The following is a 24,505-nucleotide window of genomic DNA, read 5'->3' on the forward strand; positions in this document are numbered from 1 at the left end:
ACCCGGCGCGCCCTACCAAGGCCTCGACAGTGAACTGACAGAGACCTTTTACGGTATTGAGGTGACCCTCGAAGCCGTGCCCTCACCGTTGCCCCCGGCCACCGCCTCAGCCGTGACCGAACTCGCTCGCTCCGCTGCTGAGAGCGACGGCGTCAACCCACTCTCCGAGCACACCCTCCTGCACTTGGAAGGCGAACACTCGGGCGACGCGCACCTGCTCGCGTACGCCGGAAACCCGGGCGAGTCCCCGCTGGCCGGGTATGCCGCGCTCGGCCCCGACGGATCCGCCGAGCTCGTCGTCAGCCCGGAGTACAGGCGTCAGGGCTACGGCACATCGCTGCTGCGAATGCTGCTGGACCACGGCGGTTCGGGCCTCCGCGTCTGGGCCCACGGCCGACTCCCCGGAGCCGACGAACTAGCCACCCGCATGGACCTCTCCGTCGCCCGGGAACTGTACTTCCTCCGCCGTACTGCGGCCCCGGTCCCCGCCGCCGTCTGGCCGGAAGGGATCACCCTGCGCACCTTCGTACCGGGTCAGGACGACGACGCCTGGCTAGCCGTGAACGCAGCCGCCTTCGCCCACCACCCCGAACAGGGCAGCTGGACCCAAGCAGACCTGGCGGATCGCCTCGAACAGCCATGGTTCGACCCGGCCGGCTTCTTCCTGGCGGTCGACTCAACCGGCGCGTTGGCCGGCTTCCACTGGACCAAGGTCCACACAGACGAAGGCCCCACCCCCTTCGGCGAGGTCTACGTAGTCGGCGTGGCTCCCACCCACCAAGGCACCGGCCTGGGCAAAGCCCTAACACTGGAGGGCCTCCGCCACCTCCAGGAGGACCGAGGCCTCTCCTCAATCACTCTCTACGTAGACGGCACCAACACCCCCGCCCACACCCTCTACACAAACCTCGGCTTCACCACAGCCGCCCTGGACGTCCAATACGCCCCCGCCGCAGCCCTGTGAACGGTGCCACAGAGAACTCACCCCGTCACCCCACGTCATAATCCGCCCCACCCCACGTCCCACCACTAGCCAGGAGCCGTCCGGGCCTCTTACCCCCGCCGGGCGGCACCTGGCCCCAACGACTTATCCACAACCTGCAGCAACTGACATCACACTCCGCACCGACGCTCAGTTACGATCGAGCCCGACTACGGAGAGGTGACACCCGTGACTACCCGCAACAGGCCACAGTTGCTGACCCTGGCCTGCCTGGGCACAGCTCTACTCCTCACAGCCTGCACCTCCCCAAGCCCCGAAGCCGGCCGCCCCAACACCGCGCCACCTTCGACGATTCCCTCTACCGCGGCACCGACGAGTAGCGGCACGGGCGCCCCACCAAGCGCTCCTCCGACCAGTGCACCGACGCGGCCTGCGACCTCCGAAGGATTAACGCTCGCAGCGGCCGAGACTTTCATCCGCTATTACGTCGATCTCCTCAATTACGCCTCCGCAACTGGTGACATCCAGCCTGTCCTTAACGCAAGTGAGAGCGGTTGCCGCCATTGCAAGGACTACACGAACTACGTCAAGCAAGTAAACGCAGCCAACGGCGGCCTGAGTGGGGACTACTGGGAGCGCGTCAAAGACGTCCCCGATCTCTTCCGCGGCGAGAGCGGCCGACTTGGCGGCTACGCGCTGGTCACGATCGGGGCGTATACGTCGAAAGACTCCCCGTCGGCCAAGCCGGTGACGAGCACGGTTCGGACATACAAGCGTGAGTTCACGCTCTCACCACAGCGTGGATCTTGGGTTATGTACGAGATGGAACTCGTCGCGCAATGACCCGCCTGCCGAAGATCACCAGCGCAGCCACAGTCGCGCTCGCGGCGGTTGTTGTCTGTGAGCTCTTGGCGCCGAACGCCTTCGCCGAGGACTCGACTGCGGCCGGGCCCGATCCGACCCCGACCACGACGCCCACGGTCGTCACCACCCCCACCAGAGAAGGAGCTCAGGCCTCGACCACAGGTCGGGTCACGCGTCGAAAGTCAGCCAAGGGCGGGGAGCCTGCGAAGCCGAAGGCGACCAAATCGGCCGCAGCCCACACTCCAGGACGGGCTGGGCAGCCGCCGCGACGTGAAAACTCGCCGCGTTCGACAATCGACGAGCTCAAGCTGAACATCGGGATCTGTGGGCGGATGGGGCCGGACGGGACTATTCCGGGGCCTACTCGGTGTATGCCGTACGAGGCTGATCCGCCGGTGGCGCCTACTCCTGGGGTGGTGGCGGTTCGGATGCCGCAGCCGCAGGATGTGCGGTGGGTGGAGATTCTCAGTGAGTACAAGAATGTGTTGTTTCCGAAGCTCAATGTGAAGGTTCAGCCGGCTGGGCGGACGTTGGTGAATCTGGACACGATTGTCTATACGGAGGACAGCAAGGTTTCCGCCACCACGGTCACGTTGCTGGGGTTTCCGGTGGTGGTTGAGGCCACGCCGATGAGTTATACGTGGAGCTTTGGTGATGGGGCGACGTTGACGACCACCTCGCCGGGGAAGCCGTATCCGGCGAAGGAGATCACTCACAAGTACATGAAGCGTGGTGGGGTCAGTGTGGCTGTGACCACCAACTACGCGGCCCGGTTCAACGTTGCTGGGACCGGGTGGCAGTACGTCGACGGGACTGTGCCCATCACCGGGCCCGCGACGCCGCTGCTTGTTCGCGAAGCCGTGCCAGTTCTCGTCGACCCGCCGCGCTGACTAAGCGTTGGGGTTGAGAGCGTTGCGGATGTGGGTGGTTATTCGGGTTCGGGCGGCTTGGGTTTCGCCGGGGAGGACGAGGATGTTGGCGAAGCCGTGGACCAGGCCTGGTTCGCAGATGTGGGTGACTTCGACGCCGGCGGCGGCCAGGCGGGCGGCGTACTCGTTGCCTTCGTCTCGGAGGGGGTCGAAGCCTGCGGTCACGACGTAGGCGGGGGCCAGGCCGGTCAGGTCTTCGGTGAAGATCGGGGAGACCATCGGGTCGGAGCGGATGGCTGGGTCCGGGGTGTAGTGGTCGCGGTACCAGATGATGTCTTCCTCGGTGAGGAAGAACCCTTCGGCGAAGAGGTCTCGGCTGGGGCGGCGACCGACGAGGTCGAGGGCCGGGTAGATCAGGACCTGGAGAGCCGGCGCGGGGAGGCCGTGAAGTACGCATTGCTGGGCGACGATCGCGGAGAGGTTGCCGCCGCAACTGTCACCGCCGACGCCCACCAGCGCAGGATCGACTCCGAGGTCCTCGGCGTGCTCGACCGCCCACGAGAAGGCCGCGATAGCGTCCTCAGCCGCGACGGGCGCCTCGGCCTCCGGAGCGAGGCGATAGTCGACCGACAGGACCCGGATCCCCGCCTCCTCCGCCAGGTCGCGGCAGTAGGCGTCGTGGCTGTCCAGGTCGCCAACCACCCAGCCGCCGCCGTGGAAGAACACCAACAGCCCGCCCCCGGACGTCGGAGCAGAGCGCGGCACATAGAGACGAGCCCCCAGTTGGCCGTCCGAGCCTCGGACCGTGAGCTCGGTCACGCGTAGCAGCTCCGGCGGATGGCCGGCGACCAGCTTGGACAGGGTCACCAGGTTCGCCCGGGCCGTCTCGACCGACTGCTTCTTTGCGCCCGGCAAGAAACCCTCGAGCCGGAGCAGGAGTTGCAGATCAGGATCCAGGACGTTGCCGTCGATCTGGATCGGGGCTCCGGCCAGGCGGCGCCGGAGGCCGGCAGGCAGGGCCGTCACCGGCTTCAGGGCACTGCCCTGCACCGTCTCCAGGGCGGTTCGCAGCAGCGTGTCCACTCGTCGCTTCACAAGGAGTGACGCTAGCAACTGCAAACGGCTCGCCGTTTGGTCTACCTCCCGTTCACCTGGGGGTGGGATGCTGGTCAGCGTGGCTGGAGACTTGTTGGCGTCGCACAACCGGGAGTACGACGTCGAGCCCCCGTACGACATCGCGGAGGCCGGCGATCTCCCCGAGGACCGGTTCTCGGACCGCGAGCTGAGCTGGCTGGCGTTCAACCAGCGGGTGCTCGAGCTCGCCGAGAACGAGCGGGTCCCGCTGCTGGAGCGCGCCACGTTCCTGGCCATTTTCGCCAGCAACCTGGACGAGTTCTTCATGGTCCGGATCGCCGGTCTGAAGCGGCGGATCGCGGCCGGCGTGGCGGTCCGGGCGGCCAGTGGGCTGCTGCCGCGCGAGGTGCTCGACCGCAGCCTGAGCCGCAGCCGCGAGCTGATGGACCGGCAGGCCGAGACCTGGCGCAAGGAAGTGCTGCCGGCGCTCGTCGAGGAGGGTATCGACATCCTCCGCTGGGACGAGCTGGACACCGCCGAGCGCGAGGAGATGACGCAGTTCTTCAAGGACCGCGTCTTCCCGGTGCTGACCCCGCTGGCGGTCGACCCGTCGCACCCGTTCCCGTACATCTCCGGCCTGTCGCTCAACCTGGCCGTGGTGGTCCGCAACCCCGACACCGGTGGCGAACACTTCGCCCGGGTGAAGGTGCCGCCGCTGCTGCAGCGGTTCGTCCAGGTCGCCGAGGGCCGGTTCGTACCGCTCGAGGACGTCATCGCCGCGCACCTGGGCCAGCTCTTCCCCGGCATGGAGGTGACCCAGCACCACGCCTTCCGGGTCACCCGCAACGAGGACCTCGAGGTCGAGGAGGACGACGCGGAGAATCTGCTCGCGGCGCTCGAGAAGGAGCTGCTGCGGCGCAAGTTCGGCCCGCCGGTCCGGCTCGAGGTGGAGGAGTCGATCGACCCGAAGGTCAAGGCGCTGCTGCTGTCCGAGCTGGGTGTCACCGAGGCCGAGGTGTTCGAGCTTCCGGGTCCGCTGGACCTGCGCGGGCTGTTCGCGATCGCCGCGCTGGACCGGGCGGAGCTGAAGTACCCCGGGTTCGTCCCGTCGACCCACCCGCACCTGGCCGAGGTGGAGACCGCCAACCCCGCCGACCTGTTCCATGCGCTCAAGCAGCGCGACGTCCTGGTGCACCATCCGTACGACTCGTTCTCGACGAGCGTCCAGCGGTTCATCGAGCAGGCCGCGGCCGATCCGCACGTGCTCGCGATCAAGCAGACGCTGTACCGGACCAGCGGTGACTCCCCGATCGTGGACGCGCTGATCGACGCGGCCGAGTCGGGTAAGCAGGTGCTGGTCCTGGTCGAGATCCAGGCCCGCTTCGACGAGCAGGCGAACATCAAGTGGGCCCGCCAGCTCGAGCACGCGGGCTGCCACGTCGTGTACGGCGTGATCGGGCTGAAGACGCACTGCAAGCTCTCGATGGTGGTCCGCGAGGAGCCTGACGGCCTCAGACGCTATGCCCACATCGGCACCGGCAACTACCACCCGAAGACCGCCCGGCTGTACGAGGACCTCGGCCTGCTCACCAGCGACAAGGTGGTCACCGAGGACATCGCGCACCTGTTCAACCACCTGTCCGGCTTCGCCCGCCGCAGCGGGTACCGCCGCCTGCTGGTCGCCCCCCAGTCCGTACGCCGGGGCCTGGTCGAGCGGATCGACCGCGAGGTGGAGAACCACCTGGCGGGTCGTCCCGCGCGGGTCCGGATCAAGGTGAACAGCCTGGTCGACGAAGCCCTCTCGGACGCGTTGTACCGCGCGTCGCAGGCCGGCGTACCGGTGGAGCTGTGGATCCGCGGCATCTGCACCATCCGGCCGGGCATCCCCGGGTTGTCCGAGAACATCCGGGTCCGCAGCATCCTCGGCCGGTTCCTCGAGCACAGCCGGGTGTTCTGGTTCGAGAACGGTGGTGAGCCGGAGGTGTGGATCGGGTCCGCCGACCTGATGCACCGCAACCTGGACCGCCGGGTCGAGGTGCTCGTCCAGCTGAAGGAGCAGGACCACGTCACCGAACTGGGCGACCTGTTCGATCTCGGGTTCGACGAGGGCACCGGCTCGTGGTGGTTACGCCCTGACGACACCTGGCAGGCCCGGTTGACCAGCCCGGCCGGTGAACCGCTGCGCGATCTGCAGGAACGCCTGATCGCCACGCGTGGCCGCCGCCGGACCACGGATCCGATTACCTAGGGTTGATTCCATGAGCAACCCGGCGACGGTGATCGCCGCGGGTGGTGTCGTGTGGCGCGAGAGCCCCGGCAGCCGGCAGGTCCTGCTGGTCCACCGCCCGCGGTACGACGACTGGTCCCTGCCGAAGGGCAAGCTGGCTCCGCGAGAGCACGTGCTGGTCGCTGCCCAGCGGGAGATCGAGGAGGAGACCAGCCAGCAGGTGATCCTCGGCCCGCCGCTAGGCATTCAGCGGTACGACGTCCGCAAGAACGGCGGCATGGCGCCGAAACTCGTGCACTACTGGGCTGCCTCGCTCGCCGGTCCGGATCAGGAGTTCGAGCCGAACGACGAGGTCGACAAGCTCGAGTGGCTCCCCGTCGCCAAGGCGCAGGAGCGGCTCAGCTATCCCCGCGACGTCGACATCCTCAACTGCCTGGACGCGGTACTCCCGGTCGAGTCGACCGTGGTCGTACTCCGGCACGCGGAGGCGGTCAGGCGCAAGGAATGGTCCGGCAAGGACATCCTCCGCCCGCTGAGCGACGAGGGACTCGCATCGGCCGAGCGGCTGTCCGGAGTACTGGCCGCTCTCGGCGTCAACCGCATCCGCAGCAGCGATTCCGAGCGGTGCGTGAGCACGGTCACGCCGTACGCCGCGTCGATCGGGCGGCGGATCCATCTGCATTCGGAGATCTCCGAGCACGGATATGCGAAGGACCCGTCGGCGCTGGAGAAGGTGGCGGCGAAGGCCTGGAAACCTGGCAAGGTCACCTTGATCTGCTCGCACCGGCCGGTCCTCCCGGCACTTGCGGAGGCACTCGGCCTGCCGGTCGGGAAGTACGCCACCAGCGCGTTCATGGTCGCCCACCGCCTCGCCGACGGCCGCGTGATCCGGGAGCGCTTCGGCGCACCCTGAATAGTCGCCGCCGGCCGTTGACCCGTCGTCACCGCTGTCCAACAGCCTGCGACCACACCCCCGTTGAGCGTGAATCAATCCCACGTTCCGATAACAGCCGCATGCGCTGCCGGATGACCTGGATGCCTGCGGGTATGTTCCTATCGAGGCGTCCCACCGGGCGCTGGTCACGGAGAGGTTCGGGGCGCACCATGACGACGATGCGAGAACTGACTCTGATCGGGATCCGGATGGAGTCGCCGAACCGGGCGCCCGTGATGATGCTGCGCGAGACCGAGGGCTACCGCTACCTGCCGATCTCGATCGGCTCGGTCGAGGCGACCGCGATCGCCTACGAGGAGCAGGGCCTGCGTCCGTCCAGACCGCTCACCCACGACCTGATGCGCGACCTGATCGAGGCGTTCGGCGTCACCGTCGAGGCGGTCGAGATCGTCGAACTGCGCGACGCCGTCTTCTACGCCGAACTCGTGCTCGGCAACGGCGCGCGCGTCTCCGCCCGCCCGAGCGACTCGGTCGCCCTCGCGGTCCGGCTCGGTACGCCGATCCGCTGCACCGAGAAGGTCCTCCAGGAAGCCGGCGTGGCGACCCCCGAGGAGGAGCAGGCCGAGCTCGAACGGTTCCGCCAGTTCCTCGACGGCGTAGCCCCCGAAGACTTCTCCAGCTGACCGCAAAGCATGGCGTACTACGGTGTGCCGCGCGTGGTATCGGGGATCCGGGCGCTCAGGTTGACTTTGCGCTGAGGCGATATCGGAACGTGATCCAACGTCCGTTTTACTCTACGCAGCGTCACGGGGCCTAACTCAGTTCACCTGCTGGCCTTCTGGCGGCACGCCAAGCGTCGCGATTGCTACCGGAACCGTTCACCGGTCGTTCACCCGCGACGGACCACCCGGTCACCTCGTCTCCCTACCGTCTGTGGAAGTTCAAGAAGTCTGATCCCCGCAGAAGGGCAACACTCTCGTGTCCGTCAATCGCCTGCTCCGCGTCGGCACCGTCGCCGTGGCATCCCTCGGCGTCCTCGCTCTGAGCGCCTGTGGCAGTGACCCGGAGCCGTCGGGCTCTTCGAGCCCCGGTGGCTCCTCCTCTTCCGCCGCCGGCGGGGACTGCCCGAAGGGCACCCTGAACGCCGAGGGCTCCTCGGCGCAGAAGAACGCCATCGAGGAAGTCATCAGCAAGTACAACGAGAAGTGCGCCGATGTCACGGTGAACTACAACCCGACCGGTTCCGGTGCGGGCATCAAGCAGTTCAACGCCAGCCAGGTGGACTTCGCCGGCTCCGACTCGGCGCTGAAGACCGAGGGTGTCGACGGTGCCGTCTCCGAGGCTGACGCGGCCGCGAAGCGGTGCGGCGGCAACCCGGCACTGAACCTGCCGATGGTGATCGGCCCGGTCGCGATCGCGTACAACGTGGACGGTCTGGACAAGCTGATCCTGGACGGCCCGACCGCCGCCAAGATCTTCCAGGGCACCATCAAGACCTGGAACGCGCCGGAGATCGCCAAGCTCAACCCGGGCGTCACGCTGCCGTCGGCCCCGATCGCGGTCTTCTTCCGCTCTGACGAGTCGGGCACCACCGAGAACTTCAGCAAGTACCTCGCCGCCGCCGGTGGCGGTGCGTGGACCGGTAAGCCGGCCAAGAAGTGGACCGGCACGGGTGCCGGCAAGGAGAAGTCCGCCGGTGTCGCCGAGGGCGTGAAGAGCACCAAGAACTCGATCACCTATGTCGAGTGGAGCTACGCGGTCGACAACAAGCTGGGCGTCGCGCAGGTCGACACCGGCGCCGGCGCGGTCGAGCTGTCCGCCGACTCCGCGGGCAAGGCGCTGGCCGCGGCCAAGCCGGCCGGGACGGGCAGCGACCTGGCCCTGAAGCTGGACTACGCGACCAAGGCCCCGGGTGCCTACCCGATCATCCTGGTCACCTACGAGATCGCCTGCAGCAAGGGCCTCCCGGCCGAGAAGACCGCTCTGGTCAAGAGCTTCCTGAGCTACTTCGCCAGCGCCGACGGCCAGTCCTCGCTGACCGACCTGAAGTACGCGCCGCTGCCCGAAGAGACCCGGACCAAGGTCGACGCCGCCATCCAGGCGATCAGCTGACCTCGACCGGCACAACGTAGTACGGCGAACTGTGAGCCCCGGGCGTTCCTTCCAACGGACGGCCGGGGCTTCGGTTCGCCGGCACCACACCCCGCATCGACCAGGCGCTTGGAGCAGCATCGATGAGTAGTACAGACGGCACGGCACCGCCCGACCGGCCGACCGACCGCACCCCAGGGCCGAAGCTGGACCTCGGACCGGTCGGGCATCTCGGCGACCGGCTGTTCGCCGGCCTGGCCCGTGGATCCGGTGGCCTGGTCGTCGCGATCGTCGCCTTCGTCGGCGTCTTCCTGCTCGCGCTGGCGATTCCCGCGCTGGCCGACAACAACAGCAGTTTCCTGTTCTCCCGGATCTGGGAACCGGGTGGCGACAACCCGCGGTTCGGCATCGCCGCCCTCTTCTACACGACGCTGATCAGCTCGATCATCGCGATGGTGATCGCGGTCCCGATCGCGGTCGGCGTCGCCCTGTTCACCACCTACTACTCGCCCAAGCGGCTCGCCGCGCCGGTCGCGCACGCGATCGACCTGCTGGCGGCGGTCCCCTCGATCATCTACGGGCTGTGGGGCATCCTGTTCTTCGCCCCGATCCTGCGCCCGGTGATCAACGGCCTGGCCGCCGCCCTCGGCTGGATCCCGATCTTCGAGAAGCCTGCCACCGACAACCTCGGCGTCGTGTTCACCGCCTCGGTCGTGCTGGCGATCATGATCCTGCCGGTCGTCACGGCGATCAGCCGGGAGATCTTCGCCCAGACACCGGTCGCGCACCGCGAGGGCGCGCTGGCGCTCGGCGCGACCCGCTGGGAGATGATCCGGATGGCGGTGCTGCCGTACGGCCGCTCCGGCGTGGTCAGCGCCTCGATGCTCGGCCTCGGCCGTGCGCTCGGCGAGACCGTCGCAGTGCTGATCATCCTGTCGGTACCGAACGGCAACGACCCGTGGAACTCGTCCATCTTCGCCGGCGGCGAGACCTTCGCCTCCAAGATCGCGAACAACGCCGCCGAGTTCGACTCCCCGGAGAAGACCGGCGCGTACATCGCGGCCGGCCTGGTCCTGTTCGTGGTGACCTTCCTGGTCAACTCCGCCGCCCGCATCATCGTCGCGCGCAGCGGCCCGGGCGGTAGGCGCCCGCGCAAGAACCGCCGTATCGGCGACAAGGCCGCGCAGACCGAAGGAGCCACTCCGTGACCACCCTCGCCGCGAACCGTCCGGCGTACGACGGTAAGTCGCTCGACCTGACCGGCAAGTCCGGCGCCCGCGCGTTCCGGAACACGCTGGCCACCGTGCTGATCGTGCTGTGCTTCCTGATCGCCCTGATCCCGCTGCTGTGGATCCTGTGGACCGTGATCAGCAAGGGCTACAGCCTGCTGCTGGACGCGAACTGGTGGAGCCAGTCGCAACGCGGGATCACCGTACGGCGGGTCGGCGGCGGCGCGTACCACGCGATCATGGGCACGCTGATCATGTCCCTGATCTGCGCGGCGATCGCGGTGCCGATCGCCATCATGGGAGCCGTCTACCTGGTCGAGTACGGCAAGGGCACCAAGGCCGCCAAGGTGGTCAGCTTCATGATCGACATCCTCACCGGTGTCCCCTCGATCGTCGCGGCGCTGTTCATCTACGCCGTCTGGATCACCGTGCTCGGGTTCAACCGGGTCGGGTTCGCGGTGTCGCTGTCCCTGGTGCTGCTGATGCTGCCGGTCGTGCTGCGCTCCACCGAGGAGATGCTGAAGCTGGTCCCGGACGAGCTGCGCGAAGCGTCGTACGCGCTCGGGGTGCCGAAGTGGAAGACGATTCTCAAGGTGGTCGTGCCGACGGCCTTCGGCGGCATCATCACCGGCGTCATGCTCGGCCTGGCCCGGGTGATGGGCGAAACCGCGCCGCTGCTGATCCTGGTCGGCTACTCCAAGAACATCAACCTGAACCCGTTCGACGGGTTCATGGGCGCGCTGCCCACGATGATCAACCAGGACCGCACCGAGCTCGCCCTGGAGCCGGCCGCGGACCGGGTCTGGGCGGCGGCACTGACCCTCATCCTGCTCGTCCTGCTGCTCAACCTGCTGGCCCGCCTGATCGCGCGGTTCAGCACCATCAAGTCCAAATAGTCGAGAGGTTCTGAGTCGATATGGCTAAGCGCATCGAGGTCAGCGGCCTCAACGTCTACTACGGCGACTTCAAGGCCGTCGAGGATGTGTCGATGACGATCGAGCCCCGCTCGGTCACCGCGTTCATCGGCCCGTCCGGCTGCGGCAAGTCCACCTACCTGCGCACCCTGAACCGGATGCACGAGGTGATCCCAGGCGCCCGGGTGGAGGGCAAGGTCGTGCTCGACGACCAGGACCTGTACGCGCCGGGCATCGACCCGGTCGCGGTCCGCCGGGTGGTCGGCATGGTGTTCCAGCGGCCGAACCCGTTCCCGACCATGTCGATCTTCGACAACGTCGCGTCCGGCCTGAAGCTGAACGGGGTCAAGGACAAGAAGAAGCTGACCGAGGTCGTCGAGCGGTCCCTGCACGGCGCGAACCTGTGGACCGAGGTGAAGGACCGCCTCGACAAGCCCGGCGCCGGCCTGTCCGGTGGCCAGCAGCAACGGCTCTGCATCGCCCGGGCCATCGCGGTGGAGCCCGAGGTGATCCTGATGGACGAGCCCTGCTCGGCCCTGGACCCGATCTCCACGCTGGCGATCGAGGACCTGATCGAGAAGCTGAAGGACCGGTTCACCGTCGTCATCGTGACCCACAACATGCAGCAGGCGGCCCGCGTCTCCGACCAGACCGCCTTCTTCAACCTCGCGGCCACCGGCAAGCCCGGCCGGCTGATCGAGATGGGCCCGACCAAGCAGATCTTCTCGAACCCGAACGAGAAGGCCACCGAGGACTACATCACCGGCCGCTTCGGCTGATCCCGTACTCCGTCACCGCGCCGGGGTCCCCGTGTCCGTTACACGGGACCCTGGCGCGTGCGGCGTGACCGGAGGACCGTTGGAAAGATAGCCTTCGGTGATTCCTCGACGTTCTCAGAAGGGACCGTGGTGAGCACTCCGACGCCTCCGGGCGATGACCCGAACGACCCGAACCGGCCTGACGATACGCCGGCCGAGCCGGGCCAGTACGGCGAGCGGCAGCCCGGTCAACCCGGCCAGTACGGCGAACAGCAGCCCGGCCAGTACGGCGAGCAGCCGGGCCAACCGGGGCAGTACGGCCAGCAGCCGGGCCAGCCTGGTCAGTACGGCGGTCAGCAGGATCCGTACACAAACCCCGGCCAGTACGGCCAGCCTGGTCAGCCCGGGCAGTACCCGGGCCAGCCCGGCCAGTACGGACAGCCAGGGCAGTACGGCCAGCAGCCCGGCCAGTACGGACAGCCGGGGCAACCGGGCCAGTACGGACAGCAGCCTGGTCAGTACGGGCAGCAGCCCGGTCAGCCGGGGCAATACGGCCAGCAGCCTTACGGGGCGTCGGGCGCGTACCCGGGGCAGCCGGGTGCCTACCCCGGTCAGCCCGGCGGCTACGGCTACGGCAATGCGCAGGCTCCGCAGAACAACACCCCGATGGTGCTCGCCATCATCGGCATCGTCTGCTGGTTCTGCTGCTCCCCGGCCGCGATCGGCCTGGGATTGTTTGCCCAGAGCAAGTTCCGGCAGCAGGGCCGGCCGGACACGCTGGCGAAGGTCGCCTGGATCGGCGGCATCGTCTTCCTGATCCTGGGCATCATCGGGTACGCCACCGGCCTGGCCGGCGACCTGAACTGACAGCCGCTCCGCGCGGCGTCGTCCGTCAGTTCAGGTTGCGGGCGACGCCGTACACGAGCAGCAGCACGATCAGGGCCTTGATCGACCAGTCGACGACCCGTGCGCTCAGCCGGATCCTCGGCAGCTTGACCCAGCGGACCCGTTCGAGGCCATAGGCAAGCAATTGGTAGCCGATGGCAACGCCGATCAGCGGGCCGAGCACCAGCACGACCGGGTTGAAGTGCCAGGCGGCGTCCAGATCGCCACGTAGCAACGCCGCAGCCATCCGGGTCGATCCACAGAGTGGACAGTTCAGCCCGGTCGTGGCGTGCAACAGGCAAGGTATGCCGAGGTGCCGGTCGCCGGAGAGCTGGTAGATCGCCGCCAGGCCGAACCCACCGACGCCGACAGCGGCAAGGCCCAGCACGCGCCGATCGAGCGGCTCCACCGGACCGGTCGGGCGGAGGACGATACCTTCTGGCGTCAGGGTCACGCCTACCAAGGTAACCCCTGCCCCAGGCAAGTTCACGGGATCCCAGGGCCGGCTGAACCGTCCGAGCACTAGCCTGCAAGCCACTCCTCACCTGCATCTAGAAGGGATCGTCGTGAGCACTCCTGCGCCACCGCCGGGTCACCGCCCGCAAGACTCGAACCAGCCGGGTCAATACGGGCCGCCAGCGCAGTACGGGCAGCACCCGGACCAGTACGGCCAGCAGCCCCAGCAGCCGGGCTACGGCCAGCCGAGCTACGACCAGCAGCCCTACGGTCAGCAGCCCGGACAACCCGGCCAGCCGGGCCAATATGGTCAGCCTGCCCAGTACGGGGCCCAGCAGCCCGGGCAGTACGGCCAGCCGGGCCAGTACGGCGGCCAGCTGCCAGGGCAATACGCGCAGCAGCCCCAGCAGCCGGGCTACGGGCAGCAGGCGTACGGCCAGCAGCCGTATGCGGCGTACGCGCAGCAGCCCTACGGTGGCTACGGTCAGGCGGCCGGCAACCTCGCCACCTGGCCGGTCCGGGTGGGCGCGTTCCTGATCGACATCATCATCATCGGTCTGCCCAGCTCGATCGGTAACGCGCTGGGCGACGACGGCACCGGCAGCATCCTGTCGCTCCTGCTCAGCCTGGTCTCCATCGGGCTGTGGGTCTACAACCGGGTCATCCTGCAGGGCAACACCGGCCAGAGCTGGGGCAAGAAGGCGCTGGGCCTGAAGCTGGTCTCGGCAGACACCGGTCAGCAGGTCGGCCCGGGCAAGGCCGCGCTGCGCGACATCACCCACATCCTGGACGGCCTGCCCTGCTACCTGGGCTACCTGTGGCCGCTGTGGGACGAGAAGAAGCAGACCTTCGCGGACAAGCTCAACAACACCTACTCCGTCAAGCTCTGACCACACCCCCGGCGACATCCCGCGACACCCGGACGCCGTGGCCGTTCCAGGCCGCGGCGCCCGGTACGCCGCCCCCGGTCCGCGATACTCGTGCCCACGGATCCGGAGCGCCCAGAAAGGATTCCAGTGACCACCCCTCCCCAAGGCCCGCACATCCCCGGCCAGCCCCCGCAGTACCCGACCCAGCCCGGACCGTACGGCCAGCCAGGGCAGTTCCCGCCGGGACAGCCGGGACAGCCTGGCCAGCTTCCGCCTGGGCAGCCGGGGAGCTTCGGCGTGCAGCCGAACAACCCGACCCAGCAGGGCTACGCGCCCTACAGCCCGTCCGGTGGCTTCGGCTACGGCTATGCACCGCCCGGTCAGCTGGCCAGCTGGCCGATCCGGGTGGGTGCCTCTCTTCTCGACTCCGTACTTCCGATGGTCCCGATCGGCGTCGGCCTGATCGCAGGCGTGGCGCTCTCCAGCGGGACGACGTCCGGCGGTCGCAGTAGCGCCGGCGGTGCCGTGATCGGCCTCAGCTACCTGCTCGCCGTACTGATCGCGTTCTGGAACCGGGTGATCAAGCAGGGCAGGACCGGGCAGTCGTTCGGCAAGAAGGTCACCGGGCTGAAGATCGTCTCCGAGTCGACCGGCGAGACGATCGGCATCGGCCGCACGTTCGGCCGCGAGTTCTGCTCCATCCTCTTCAGCTACCTCTGCTTCCTGAACGCGCTCTGGCCGCTCTGGGACCAGAAGCAGCAGACCTGGCACGACAAGGTCGTCTCCGACCTCGTCATCAAGCTCTAGCCCAGAGGAGCCCGAGCCCGCCCAGCGGGCTCGGGCGCGGGTCAGTGGGACAGCAGCAGGCCGGCGCAGGTGACGGACCAGAGCACGCTGGTGAAGGTGCCGATGATGAAGCGTTCCGCCACCGCCTGCGGCGTCACCGACGCCGGCTGATCCGGACTGCGCAGTTCCGGGTACCGGGCGAGTCCCTTGATCGCCAGCACGACCGCTACCCCCTCAGGCCACCCGGCCACGATCGACGCGAAGATGGCCATCCGCTCGAGCGAACCGATCAAGGCACCGCCCCGCAGTACCTCACCGGCCTGCTGGGTCGACTGCGACCGGGTGTTCCCGCGGTCCACCAACGCGAGCACAGACGTCGTCAGTGGCCCGCCACCCGCGACAGCGAAGGCACCTGCCACCAGCAGCAGGATGTTCCACCAGGCCTCGCGCCAGCCCGCGACCCCATCACCTGCCAGCAGCAGGATGCCGACGGTGAACAGGCAGGCCAGCATCAACCCGCTGACCACGATCTGAAGAGTGGACCCCGACCTCGGCAGCCACGCCAGGACGGCGAGGATCAACCCGGTCGCTGTCAACGACAGGACGATCGCCGTCATGCAGCCGCCGACTCGAGGAGCTCGATCGCGAGCACGCGGCCACGCTGTTCCTCCACGACCCCGGCCGCCTGGGCCCGCTGGGTCACCGCGGACTGGCTGATGCCGAGCTTCACGCCGATCTCGCGCCGGCTGAGTCCTTCAGCCAGGAGATCCGCCACTGCCCAGCCGCGGTCGCTCCGACGTCGCAGTACGGAGGCCATCAGCCAGAGCACGGTCTCGACCTGCTCGGCTCCGCGCGCGTTCTGCCCGATCACGTTGATGTGGTGCGGGCTCGACTTGGCCCGGTTGACCGCCTCCCGCGCGGACACGAACGCCTCGCCGCTACCTGCCCTGGTACTGCGGGGCAGTGGCTCGGCGACGTCGCCGATGCCGAGCCCGATGTACCAGGTGTCCATCCGGAGCAGCTGGACGATCACGTCGATGGTGGCGCGCGCATCGGACAGCACACCCTGCACCTCGTCGCCCGCGGTGCGCTCGAACCTGCGCAGCAACCCGCTACGTCGCGGCCGCCGGTTGAGCGAATTCAGTAGCTCGGGTACGAGATCGGTCATGCTCCGGCTGCCCCGCTGATCTACCGTGAGAACGAAGACCATCGCCCTGCACCTCCTTCCCAAAGCATGATTAAGGCTACAATCTTATTCACGTAGAGTGAAGGAAAAAACCTGAACCGGGTCGCGCGATCACGGAGGGTGATCGTTCTGTCGCGACGCCGATCCCCCAATTCTCCGCTGATCCCGCCCCATCCCGCGCCCCGACTCACCGGTGGTCCTCCGCGGAGTCAGGACGTCCGGGCCTCTACAACAGTCGGACCGATTCCCGCTCAGAGGTAGTCGAAGAAGCGGATCCACCAGTCGGGCGCCTGGTCGGGCGGGTAGTGCGAGGCCAGGTCGCTGATGCCGTCATACGAGCGGGTCAGCAGTTCCTCGGGGATCACCAGATAGCCGAGCCCGGCCAGAATCCCTTGCACAGCTTGCAGATCCGCGCTAGCGGCAGCGTGGTCGGCCAGCGCCTCGGCCAGATCGAGGTAGGCGCCGGGGTTCTCGGCGGAGACCACCGCCATCGAGCCGAAGTTGCTCACCGAGACGACGAGCTGCGCGCGTCCGCGAACCGCCTCGACCGGGATCTCGATCCGGCCGTGCAGGCTGGCGCCCTCGATCTGACGATCGACCCGGCAGCTGGTGCCGAACTCGGCATCCAGCCGTTCCACCAGGACATCGAAGGCGGCCCGGACCACGGCATGGTCGTACCCGGTCGGGCGCTCGAGGCCCCCGGCCTCGTCGTACCGGTGCAGCGCCGCGCGAAGCTCGTCTTCCATGCGCCCATCATCAGGCACGGTGTGACTAGTTGGTTGGCAGCGGCGGTTGCGGGTTCTCGCACAGGAACGGGGCCCGCTGTCCACCAGAGTGGTAGTGGTACTGCTTGCCGCCCGCAGCCAGCACGATCCGGCTTCCGTCCGTGAGGACCTGGGCGTAGTGCATGCCGGGCTCGGGGCAACCGAGCGCGGAATCTCGCCAGGTCACTTCCGCGGAGCTGACCACCGTGATCTCCTCCGCGGAGAGGCCCAAGCGGTCGGCCAGATCGGACTTCGCCTGCTCTACGGGTCCTCCAGAAGGCGTACTCGGGCTGGTTGGTTGCGTCGATGGGCTCACAGAGGACTCCCGTCCAGAAGGCGGATCCGCTTCAGCGCCACAGCCGAAGAGCAGCAATGCGACACCGACGAATACCACGGCAACAAGGCGCACAGCGATCACCTACCTCTCATCGTAGAGACGGCGGACAGGCCGAGGGGGTTGTCCACCCCGGCCTGTCCGCCGGATTTCGTCAGGCCGGGGTGACCGGCAGATAGACCTGCGAGTTGTTGGCCTTGAAGGTGTCGGACATCTCCGCGAAGCCTGCCTCGATCGCTTCGGCCGAGTCCAGGCCGTTCTCCTCCGCGTACTTGCGGATGTCGGCGGTGATCCGCATCGAGCAGAACTTCGGCCCGCACATCGAGCAGAAGTGCGCCGTCTTGGCGGGTTCGGCCGGCAGCGTCTCGTCGTGGAAGGACCGGGCCGTGTCCGGATCCAGCGACAGGTTGAACTGGTCCTCCCAGCGGAACTCGAACCGCGCTCGCGACAACGCGTCGTCCCAGTCCTGCGCACCCGGGTGTCCCTTGGCCAGATCGGCCGCGTGGGCCGCGATCCTGTAGGTGATCACCCCGGTCTTCACGTCGTCGCGGTCCGGCAGCCCGAGGTGTTCCTTGGGCGTCACGTAGCAGAGCATCGCCGTCCCGAGCCAGCCGATCTGGGCGGCGCCGATCGCGCTGGTGATGTGGTCGTAGGCCGGCGCCACGTCAGTTGCCAACGGCCCCAACGTGTAGAACGGCGCCTCGCCGCAGAGCTCCTCCTCGAGCCGCACGTTCTCGGCGATCTTGTGCATCGGGACGTGCCCGGGCCCTTCGATCATCACCTGGACGTCGTGCTCCCAGGCGATCTTGGTCAACTCCCCCAGCGTGCGGAGCTCGGCGAACTGGGCTGAGTCGTTGGCGTCGGCGATGCAGCCCGGACGAAGCCCGTCGCCCAGGGAGAACGTCACGTCGTACTGGCGGAGAATCTCGCAGAGCTCGGCGAAATGCGTGAACAGGAAGGATTCCTGGTGGTGCGCGAGGCACCAGGCGGCCATGATCGAGCCGCCGCGGGAGACGATGCCGGTGATCCGCTGGGCGGTCAGGGGCACGTACCGCAGCAGCACGCCCGCGTGCACGGTCATGTAGTCCACGCCCTGCTCGCACTGCTCTATCACCGTGTCGCGGTAGACCTCCCAGGACAGCTCGGTCGGGTCACCCTTCACCTTCTCGAGCGCCTGGTAGAGCGGGACGGTACCGATCGGCACCGGCGAGTTCCGCAGGATCCACTCGCGGGTCTCGTGGATGTTCTTGCCGGTGGACAGGTCCATCACGGTGTCCGCGCCCCAGCGAGTGGCCCAGACGAGCTTCTCCACCTCCTCCTCGACCGAACTGCTGACGGCCGAGTTGCCGATGTTCGCGTTCACCTTCACCAGGAACTTCTTCCCGATGATCATCGGCTCGGACTCCGGGTGCCGGTGGTTCGCCGGGATCACCGCCCGGCCGCGCGCCACCTCGGCGCGGACGAACTCCGGATCCACGCCTTCCCGGACGGCGACGTACCGCATCTCCTCGGTGATGGTGCCGGCCCGCGCGTGGGCCAGCTGGGTCAACGGCTCCCGCCCGGCGAGCCACTCCCGCCGTACCGCGGGAAGCCCCGCCTGTACGTCGATCTCGGCGGTCGCGTCCGTGTACGGACCGGAGGTGTCGTAGAGGTCGAGGTGCTCCCCGTTGGTGAGATTCACCCGCCTCGATGGAACCCGCAGGTCACCCGAGTAGATCTTCTCCGAACCGGAGATCGGCCCAGTGGTGACGACCGGACGGACAGAGTTGTCGATAGTTGTCACGATGCTGCTCCCTACGCCGGAATTACCCGGACAGGTTCGGCGGTCGGCGGCGCCGGTTCACCCAGCCGCCCTCTCAGCCCGCTACTGCGCGAGCTCCCGCGGTATCAACTTGTCGCAGCAAACCCTAACAACCATTGCGTACTGCGTACTGGATCCGCGCGTCGGCGGCGGCTGGTGAGCGGCGGAGCGGCGAGGGTCACCTTCCGGGACGGTGTGGCGGGTTGCCGGACCCGGTAGCGTCAGGTCATGCGCGACCTCCTGTATCCGCCGGTCATCGGCTTCGCCAAGACCGCCTTCAAGGTGCTCGACCTCAAGTTCCGGATGACGGGCACGGAGCACATCCCGCGGTCCGGGGGCGCGGTGCTCGCGCTGAACCACATCAGCTACGTCGACTTCGTGATCGGCGGGTTCGGCGCGCAGCCGAGCAAGCGGCTGGTGCGGTTCATGGCCAAGGAGGTGCTGTTCCGCAACCGGTACTCCGGCCCGCTGATGCGCGGCATGCACCACATCCCGGTGGACCGCGGCGCCGGCGCCGGCTCGTACCGCGAGGCGCTGCGGTACCTCAAGGAGGGCGAGATCATCGGGGTGTTCCCGGAAGCCACCATCAGCCGGTCGTTCGAGCTGAAGGAGTTCAAGTCCGGGACGGTCCGGATGGCCGCCGCGACCGGCGTGCCGGTGATCCCGATGGTGCTGTGGGGCACCCAGCGGATGATGACCAAGGACCACCCGCGCGACTTCTCCCGGCACCAGAACGTGTCGATCAGCGTCGGCGAACCGATCAAGGTGAGCCGGGGCGACGACGCGACCGAGGCGACCGCCCAGCTGCGGACCAGCATGGCCGGCCTGCTCGACGAGGCCATCCGCGCGTATCCCGAGCAGCCACCCGGCGCTTGGTGGCTGCCCGCGTCGTACGGGGGCGGCGCTCCGACGCCCGAGGACGCCGAGCGGCTCGACCAGGAGGAGCTGCGGAACCGGGCAGCACGCCGCAAGGAGTAGCCCGGGCACCGGATGGGAACCGGTCAGGCGGACGGAGCTGCCATCCGGACAAGGCCTTGACCGAGGGCGGCACCAGGAGTACCAAGATTCTTTGGTGTCGGAATGCAGGACCTGGGGGGTCCCCTCTCGACGCAGGCCGACGGCAGTCGCCGTCGGCCGGCAGTCATCAGGTGGGGCGGGGGAACGAAGAACTTGTACGGATCTGACGAGGAGCTGCACCTCTTCGAGCCGGGGACGCTGACGATCCCGGGTGAGGTCGCAGAGGAGATCCCGGACGTCGGGGTGTACTTCGTGAGCTGGTCGACCGAACACCTGCCCCCCGACCAGGCGCGCCAGATCGAGTCCGCGGTGAACGGGAGACGCTGCCAGAACGGCTGGTTCCCACTGGAGAGCCTGGGCAGCTTCGGCAACCGGGGGTCCTGGCACGGCCCGCTCACCTACCTGGCCAGGATGACCGCGCGAGACCCGGCGATCGTGAAGGCCTGGTCCACGATCGACCTGCGGGGCGACCACAAGCTCCGGATCGAGGCGACCGCCAACCACCTGCTGTTCCAGCAGGGCCACGCGGCCGCCGCCACCTGGGTGAAGGCGGTCCGCCCCCAGGCCACCCTGAGCCTGTCCTTGCTCGGCGACTCCCTCTACCGCAACTGGCAGGACTCCGTCAGCACGCTCCGCCCCAAGGACGTCGCCAAAGCCGTCCGCCGCTGGAACCGCTGACTAGTGTCCCGTAAGCGATGTAGCTTGAACGATAGCGGTGTCCAGGTGCGTGCATCGCGGTGCTTGAGCAGTGGCCTCGATGCGGAGCATCGTGGGCGCTGGGCAAGTGCCGCGAGGTGCGTGCCTGGGCGCCGATAGCGTCAAGTTACATCGCTTACGGGACACTCGCTGTCATTCCAGGATCAGGTGAGCGATGCCGTAGACGCCGGCGGCCACCAGGCCCGCGGCCGGGATCGTCAGGACCCACGCCATCACGATGCCCTTCGCGACGCCCCAGCGGACCGCTGACAGGCGCTTCGTGGCCCCTGTGCCCATCACCGCGGAGGTGATCGTGTGGGTGGTGGAGACGGGTGCGTGCAGTCCGATCGCCATCACGTAGAGCACCGTGGAGGCGACCGCCTCCGAGGCGAAACCGCGGGCCGGGTCCAGGTGGATGATCCGGCGGCCCAGGGTCCGCATGATCCGCCAGCCGCCGGAGTAGGTGCCCAGCGAGATCGCGGTCGCCGCGGCGATCTTGACCCAGGTCGGGATGCCGTCGTCCGGGTCCACGTGACCAGTGGTGAGCAGGGCCAGGAAGATCACGCCCATCGTCTTCTGCGCGTCCTGCAGGCCGTGTCCGAGTGCCATCGCGGCCGCGGACAGTGACTGTGACAACCGGAAACCCCGGGTGGTCTTGCCCGGGTTTCTGTTCCGGAAGACCCACAGGATCCCCGTCATCAGCGCGAACGCGCCGAGGAAGCCGATCGCGGGCGACAGCACCATCGGGATGACGACCTTGTCGAGGATGCCGGACCACAGCACCACGCTGGCGGAGGCGATCCCGGCGCCGACCAGACCGCCGATCAGGGCGTGCGAGGACGACGACGGCAGTCCGAAGTACCAGGTGATCAGGTTCCAGGTGATGGCACCGACCAGCGCGGCGATCACGACCACCAGGCCGTGCCGGCCGTCCGGGATGTTGATGATGCCCTTGCCGACCGTTTCGGCGACCTCGGTGCCCAGGAAGGCGCCGAGGAAGTTCATCACCGCCGCCATCGCCAACGCGACCCGCGGCGTCAGCGCCCGGGTCGAGACCGAGGTCGCGATGGCGTTCGCGGCGTCGTGGAAGCCGTTGGTGTAGTCGAACGCGAGCGCGATGACGACGACCGCGATGACGAGCGCGAGCTCCACGCTCAGCTCTCCTTGACGGCGATCTGTTCGACCGTGTTGGCAACCCGCTCGAAGGCGTCGATGGCGGCCTCCAGCAGGTCGACCACGGTCTTCACCTTCATCACCGTCAGCGCGTCGAACTCACCGCTGAACATCTTGGCGATGATCCGGCGGTGCACGGCGTCACCGGTGTTCTCCAGCCGGTTGATCTCGATCCAGTACTCGGCCAGGTCCTTCATCGTGCGCAGCCGGGGCATCGTCTCGGCCGTCAGCGTGGCCATCCGCTGCAGCACCTCGATCTGCTCGGCCACCTCGGCCGGCAGGCTGGTGAGGTTGAAGAGGTGGACGTTGTCGACCGCCTCCTCCATGAAGTCCATCACGTCGTCGAGATCGGACGCCAGCCGGTAGATGTCCTCCCGGTCGAACGGCGTCACGAAGGTCGAGTTCACCCGGCGGATGATCGAGTGGGTGGTCTCGTCGGCGGCGTGCTCGGCTTCCTTCATCAGCTTGGCGATCTGGTGGCTGGCCGAGAGGCCGGAGCCGGCCGTGCTGCCCAGCAACTCGGCCAGGATCCTGGCTCCGTCGACCAGGTGGTTGGCTGACTCGGTGAAAAGGTCGTAGAACGTCGGGTCGTTCGGACGCAGACGTAACGGCACTTCAAGCTCCGGGTGAACGAGGGACAAACCTTGAACATGCTAGGGGCAACAGACGCCTGACGAAGCATCCGCCCTGTCAACGTATCGCGAGATGATCAACACGTAGACTCACTGCAACCTGTTCGTGTCGGGATGATCTCAGCGAGTGACCACCGCATAGAGGTCGAAAAGCCCCACCACGAGCACCAGCCCGGCCGCCACCCGCAGTACCCGGTCCGACCCCAACTCACCCGGTGGACCCGCCTGCGGACGAGTCGATCGGCGGTAGACGGCGCTCACCGCGGCCCAGCAGGCCAGCGCGAGTACGGTCACCACGATGCCGAGCCCCAGCCGGACGTCCGACGTGCCGTGGCCGGAGGCGAGCAGCAGGATCCCGTTGGCGACCAGGCCGAGTGACGTACGTCGCCAGGCCAGCAGCGTGCGTTCGGGTTGCAGCCCTGGGTCGGGGATCATCGCCATAGGCTGAAGAGCAGGCCGAGCAGCCCCACCACGGCGATGGTTGCTCCGAGCATCAGAGGCAGTCTGGTGACCGGCAACCGGGCGCCTTCACGCATCGCGGCCTGGTTCAACTGCCAGCGCCGGAAAGCGCCTGCCGTGGTGACGAGCCCGGCGCAGACCAGGATGGCGCCCATGATCTTGGCCACGATCCGGTCCGGCCCGAGGTCCAGGAACTGTACTGCGGACAGACCTCCCGCGTAACAGGCCAGCGATGTCCGCAGATAGGCCAGGTAGGTCCGCTCATTGGCGAGCGTGAACCGGTAGTCGGGCTCCTGGCCGGTCGGTGGCGTGGTCATCCGCAGCTCAGCAGGCCGCGGTTCTGCTTGAGGGCGAGGACCCGGCGGACACTGCTCTGCAGGCTGGCCGCGAACTCCTTGTCCTGCTGGGCCTTCGTGACCAGCGCACTCACCATCGTCGAGGTGAGCGACGCCTTCGCGGTGATCACGATGTCGCCGCCGGCCGCCACGAACCGCGTGGCCCGCTGACCCGCCGGCACAGAGGCGACCTCCGCGGCCGCCCCGACATCGTCAGTGATCACGACCCCGCCGTACCCGAGGTCGCCGCGCAACATGCCCCGGATGATCGTGGGAGAGAACACCGCCCGGTTCTTCGGGTCGATCTTGGTGTAGGTGACGGTGGACACCATCACCATGTCGGAGCCGGCCCGGATCCCCGCGGCGAACGGCGCCAGGTCGTCGTCACCACGGACCGTGACGGTATCCACCACTCCGGAGGAGAAGTCGGTGTTGCCCTTCACCCGGCCGAGGCCCGGGAAGTGCTTGACCGAGGTCATCACGCCGGCGGCGTCCATCCCCTTGATGAAGGCGGCGACGTGCTTGCTGACCGTGCCCGGAGTACTGCCGTAGCCGCGGTCCAGCGCACCGATCGGCGCATTCGCGTTCCCCAACGAAGCCGGTACGACATCTGCCACCGGCGCGAGGTCCACGTTGACGTTGGCCTGCTTGAGCTGGCTCCCCCAGGTCTTGGCCCGGGCGGTGAGCTTCTCGTCGGACCAGGTGGCCTGCACGGTCGCGGCCGGGATGCGGTCGAACCCGGAGCCCTTGAGGCGCTGGATCTGGCCTCCCTCCTGGTCCGCCGCGATGAACGGGCGGATCCCCTTCACCGTGGCGGTCGTGCTCGCCGTGGCCATCGCAGTACGTGTGTGGGACGCGCTGCCGCCGCTCCCCATCAGCAGGAGTCCGCCAGGCTTCTGGGCGCGGGCGATGGATCGCTCGGCCGAGGTCATACCTTCGGCGTCGATACCCGTCATGATCAGCTGGGCCGCCTGCTCGCGCAGTGTCAGCGCCTCGGCCTTCTGGTCCACGCAGGTTGGCGTCTGGCTGGGCGTCTCACTCGGGGTCGGGCTGGGCGTCTGAGTGGGAGTGGTGTCGCTCGGCGACGTGGCGGGCGCCGTTGGTGTGGTCGGCACCGTCGACGAGGGGACGGTGCTCGGCCCCGCCGTCGGCGTGCCCGTGTCGCTACAGCCGGCCAGGAGCAGCACGGCGAGTACTGCGGCCGTGGCTGTCGCTGCCCGGCTCGAGATGGTGTTCATTGCTGCCATT

The 24,505-nt window shown here is 67.9% G+C and carries 28 protein-coding genes; 15 read left to right on the forward strand and 13 right to left on the reverse strand.

The genetic code is table 11. The annotated features are described in order from the left end of the window. Positions 1–61: 61 nt before the first annotated feature. The 3 genes from mshD to EV644_RS16205 all read left to right on the forward strand — a co-directional run bounded on the left by mshD (position 62) and on the right by EV644_RS16205 (position 2,697). Positions 62–964, forward strand: coding sequence for a mycothiol synthase (mshD, locus tag EV644_RS16195; protein WP_132189105.1), 903 nt, complete (start codon positions 62–64; stop codon positions 962–964). A gap of 207 nt (positions 965–1,171) precedes the next feature. Then, on the forward strand, positions 1,172–1,786 hold the full coding sequence (locus EV644_RS16200; protein WP_132189106.1) for a DUF6318 family protein: 615 nt from the start codon (positions 1,172–1,174) through the stop codon (positions 1,784–1,786). Between the two features lie 392 nt (positions 1,787–2,178). Continuing rightward, positions 2,179–2,697: a PKD domain-containing protein gene (locus EV644_RS16205; protein ID WP_132189107.1), complete on the forward strand. Its 519-nt coding sequence runs from the start codon at positions 2,179–2,181 to the stop codon at positions 2,695–2,697. Here EV644_RS16205 and EV644_RS16210 read toward each other — a convergent pair whose 3' ends face one another. Further along, complete coding sequence (locus EV644_RS16210; protein ID WP_241998220.1) at positions 2,698–3,771, reverse strand: alpha/beta hydrolase; 1,074 nt, start codon at positions 3,769–3,771, stop codon at positions 2,698–2,700. Between the two features lie 67 nt (positions 3,772–3,838). Here EV644_RS16210 and EV644_RS16215 point away from each other — a divergent pair, with 67 nt between their 5' ends. The 7 genes from EV644_RS16215 (at position 3,839) to pstB (ending at position 11,885) form a co-directional block, all read left to right on the forward strand. Further along, positions 3,839–5,998: an RNA degradosome polyphosphate kinase gene (locus EV644_RS16215; protein WP_132189108.1), complete on the forward strand. Its 2,160-nt coding sequence runs from the start codon at positions 3,839–3,841 to the stop codon at positions 5,996–5,998. Between the two features lie 10 nt (positions 5,999–6,008). Continuing rightward, entirely contained in the window at positions 6,009–6,890 is an 882-nt protein-coding gene (locus EV644_RS16220; RefSeq protein WP_132189109.1) for an NUDIX hydrolase, read from the forward strand. A gap of 191 nt (positions 6,891–7,081) precedes the next feature. After that, positions 7,082–7,555 (forward strand): bifunctional nuclease family protein, encoded by a 474-nt coding sequence (locus EV644_RS16225; RefSeq protein ID WP_132189110.1) that lies wholly within the window; start codon positions 7,082–7,084, stop codon positions 7,553–7,555. A 295-nt stretch (positions 7,556–7,850) separates the two neighbouring features. Further along, a complete protein-coding gene (gene pstS, locus EV644_RS16230; protein WP_132189111.1) occupies positions 7,851–8,984 on the forward strand; it encodes a phosphate ABC transporter substrate-binding protein PstS in 1,134 nt (377 codons plus the stop codon). A 122-nt stretch (positions 8,985–9,106) separates the two neighbouring features. After that, the gene (gene pstC, locus EV644_RS16235; protein WP_132189112.1) at positions 9,107–10,171 is read left to right on the forward strand and encodes a phosphate ABC transporter permease subunit PstC; all 1,065 of its coding nucleotides are present in this window, start codon (positions 9,107–9,109) and stop codon (positions 10,169–10,171) included. Continuing rightward, entirely contained in the window at positions 10,168–11,088 is a 921-nt protein-coding gene (gene pstA / locus EV644_RS16240; RefSeq protein ID WP_132189113.1) for a phosphate ABC transporter permease PstA, read from the forward strand. The genes pstC and pstA overlap by 4 nt, the downstream gene beginning before the upstream one ends. A 20-nt stretch (positions 11,089–11,108) precedes the next feature. Beyond that, on the forward strand, positions 11,109–11,885 hold the full coding sequence (pstB, locus tag EV644_RS16245) for a phosphate ABC transporter ATP-binding protein PstB (RefSeq protein WP_132189114.1): 777 nt from the start codon (positions 11,109–11,111) through the stop codon (positions 11,883–11,885). 114 nt (positions 11,886–11,999) lie between these two features. Here pstB and EV644_RS45340 read toward each other — a convergent pair whose 3' ends face one another. Next, entirely contained in the window at positions 12,000–12,413 is a 414-nt protein-coding gene (locus EV644_RS45340; protein WP_199239850.1) for a hypothetical protein, read from the reverse strand. A gap of 117 nt (positions 12,414–12,530) precedes the next feature. On the opposite strand from EV644_RS45340, the gene EV644_RS45345 reads away from it, so the two are divergent. Further along, entirely contained in the window at positions 12,531–12,731 is a 201-nt protein-coding gene (locus EV644_RS45345) for a hypothetical protein (protein WP_199239851.1), read from the forward strand. Between the two features lie 25 nt (positions 12,732–12,756). On the opposite strand, the gene EV644_RS16255 is transcribed toward EV644_RS45345, so the two are convergent. Then, positions 12,757–13,203, reverse strand: a complete 447-nt coding sequence (locus EV644_RS16255; protein ID WP_241998221.1) for a DUF2752 domain-containing protein — start codon at positions 13,201–13,203, stop codon at positions 12,757–12,759. 112 nt (positions 13,204–13,315) lie between these two features. Here EV644_RS16255 and EV644_RS16260 point away from each other — a divergent pair, with 112 nt between their 5' ends. Both EV644_RS16260 and EV644_RS16265 read left to right on the forward strand, forming a co-directional pair. Continuing rightward, complete coding sequence (locus EV644_RS16260; protein WP_132189115.1) at positions 13,316–14,095, forward strand: RDD family protein; 780 nt, start codon at positions 13,316–13,318, stop codon at positions 14,093–14,095. Positions 14,096–14,221: 126 nt separating this feature from the next. Beyond that, on the forward strand, positions 14,222–14,881 hold the full coding sequence (locus EV644_RS16265) for an RDD family protein (RefSeq protein ID WP_241998224.1): 660 nt from the start codon (positions 14,222–14,224) through the stop codon (positions 14,879–14,881). A 41-nt stretch (positions 14,882–14,922) separates the two neighbouring features. Here the strand turns inward: EV644_RS16265 and EV644_RS16270 are convergent, their stop codons facing one another. The 5 genes from EV644_RS16270 to thiC form a co-directional block, all read right to left on the reverse strand. Beyond that, the gene (locus EV644_RS16270) at positions 14,923–15,477 is read right to left on the reverse strand and encodes a hypothetical protein (RefSeq protein WP_132189116.1); all 555 of its coding nucleotides are present in this window, start codon (positions 15,475–15,477) and stop codon (positions 14,923–14,925) included. Next, complete coding sequence (locus EV644_RS16275) at positions 15,474–16,028, reverse strand: helix-turn-helix domain-containing protein (RefSeq protein ID WP_241998226.1); 555 nt, start codon at positions 16,026–16,028, stop codon at positions 15,474–15,476. Before EV644_RS16275 ends, EV644_RS16270 begins: the two co-directional genes overlap by 4 nt. A 269-nt stretch (positions 16,029–16,297) precedes the next feature. Further along, entirely contained in the window at positions 16,298–16,792 is a 495-nt protein-coding gene (locus EV644_RS44555) for a hypothetical protein (RefSeq protein WP_158292841.1), read from the reverse strand. A 25-nt stretch (positions 16,793–16,817) separates the two neighbouring features. Then, positions 16,818–17,228, reverse strand: a complete 411-nt coding sequence (locus tag EV644_RS48280; protein WP_500789594.1) for a DUF8738 domain-containing protein — start codon at positions 17,226–17,228, stop codon at positions 16,818–16,820. 70 nt (positions 17,229–17,298) lie between these two features. Continuing rightward, entirely contained in the window at positions 17,299–18,927 is a 1,629-nt protein-coding gene (gene thiC, locus EV644_RS16290) for a phosphomethylpyrimidine synthase ThiC (RefSeq protein WP_132189119.1), read from the reverse strand. 246 nt (positions 18,928–19,173) lie between these two features. Between thiC and EV644_RS16295 the strand changes: the two genes are divergently transcribed. Together EV644_RS16295 and EV644_RS16300 are read left to right on the forward strand one after the other, a co-directional pair. After that, positions 19,174–19,923 carry a lysophospholipid acyltransferase family protein gene (locus EV644_RS16295; RefSeq protein WP_132189120.1) on the forward strand — a complete coding sequence of 250 codons (750 nt, stop codon included), beginning with the start codon at positions 19,174–19,176 and terminating at the stop codon, positions 19,921–19,923. Between the two features lie 192 nt (positions 19,924–20,115). Beyond that, positions 20,116–20,640: a hypothetical protein gene (locus EV644_RS16300; protein ID WP_132189121.1), complete on the forward strand. Its 525-nt coding sequence runs from the start codon at positions 20,116–20,118 to the stop codon at positions 20,638–20,640. A gap of 171 nt (positions 20,641–20,811) precedes the next feature. Here the strand turns inward: EV644_RS16300 and EV644_RS16305 are convergent, their stop codons facing one another. The 5 genes from EV644_RS16305 to EV644_RS16325 form a co-directional block, all read right to left on the reverse strand. Continuing rightward, positions 20,812–21,810 carry an inorganic phosphate transporter gene (locus tag EV644_RS16305; RefSeq protein ID WP_132189122.1) on the reverse strand — a complete coding sequence of 333 codons (999 nt, stop codon included), beginning with the start codon at positions 21,808–21,810 and terminating at the stop codon, positions 20,812–20,814. A gap of 2 nt (positions 21,811–21,812) precedes the next feature. Next, on the reverse strand, positions 21,813–22,445 hold the full coding sequence (locus tag EV644_RS16310; protein ID WP_132189123.1) for a DUF47 domain-containing protein: 633 nt from the start codon (positions 22,443–22,445) through the stop codon (positions 21,813–21,815). Positions 22,446–22,583: 138 nt separating this feature from the next. After that, on the reverse strand, positions 22,584–22,898 hold the full coding sequence (locus EV644_RS16315) for a DUF202 domain-containing protein (protein ID WP_132189124.1): 315 nt from the start codon (positions 22,896–22,898) through the stop codon (positions 22,584–22,586). Further along, positions 22,895–23,239, reverse strand: coding sequence for a YidH family protein (locus tag EV644_RS16320; protein ID WP_132189125.1), 345 nt, complete (start codon positions 23,237–23,239; stop codon positions 22,895–22,897). The genes EV644_RS16315 and EV644_RS16320 overlap by 4 nt, the downstream gene beginning before the upstream one ends. Continuing rightward, positions 23,236–24,495, reverse strand: coding sequence for a glycoside hydrolase family 3 N-terminal domain-containing protein (locus EV644_RS16325; protein WP_241998228.1), 1,260 nt, complete (start codon positions 24,493–24,495; stop codon positions 23,236–23,238). The genes EV644_RS16320 and EV644_RS16325 overlap by 4 nt, the downstream gene beginning before the upstream one ends. Positions 24,496–24,505 lie beyond the last annotated feature (10 nt).

Source organism: Kribbella orskensis, from assembly GCF_004342085.1.
Classification (GTDB): domain Bacteria; phylum Actinomycetota; class Actinomycetes; order Propionibacteriales; family Kribbellaceae; genus Kribbella; species Kribbella orskensis.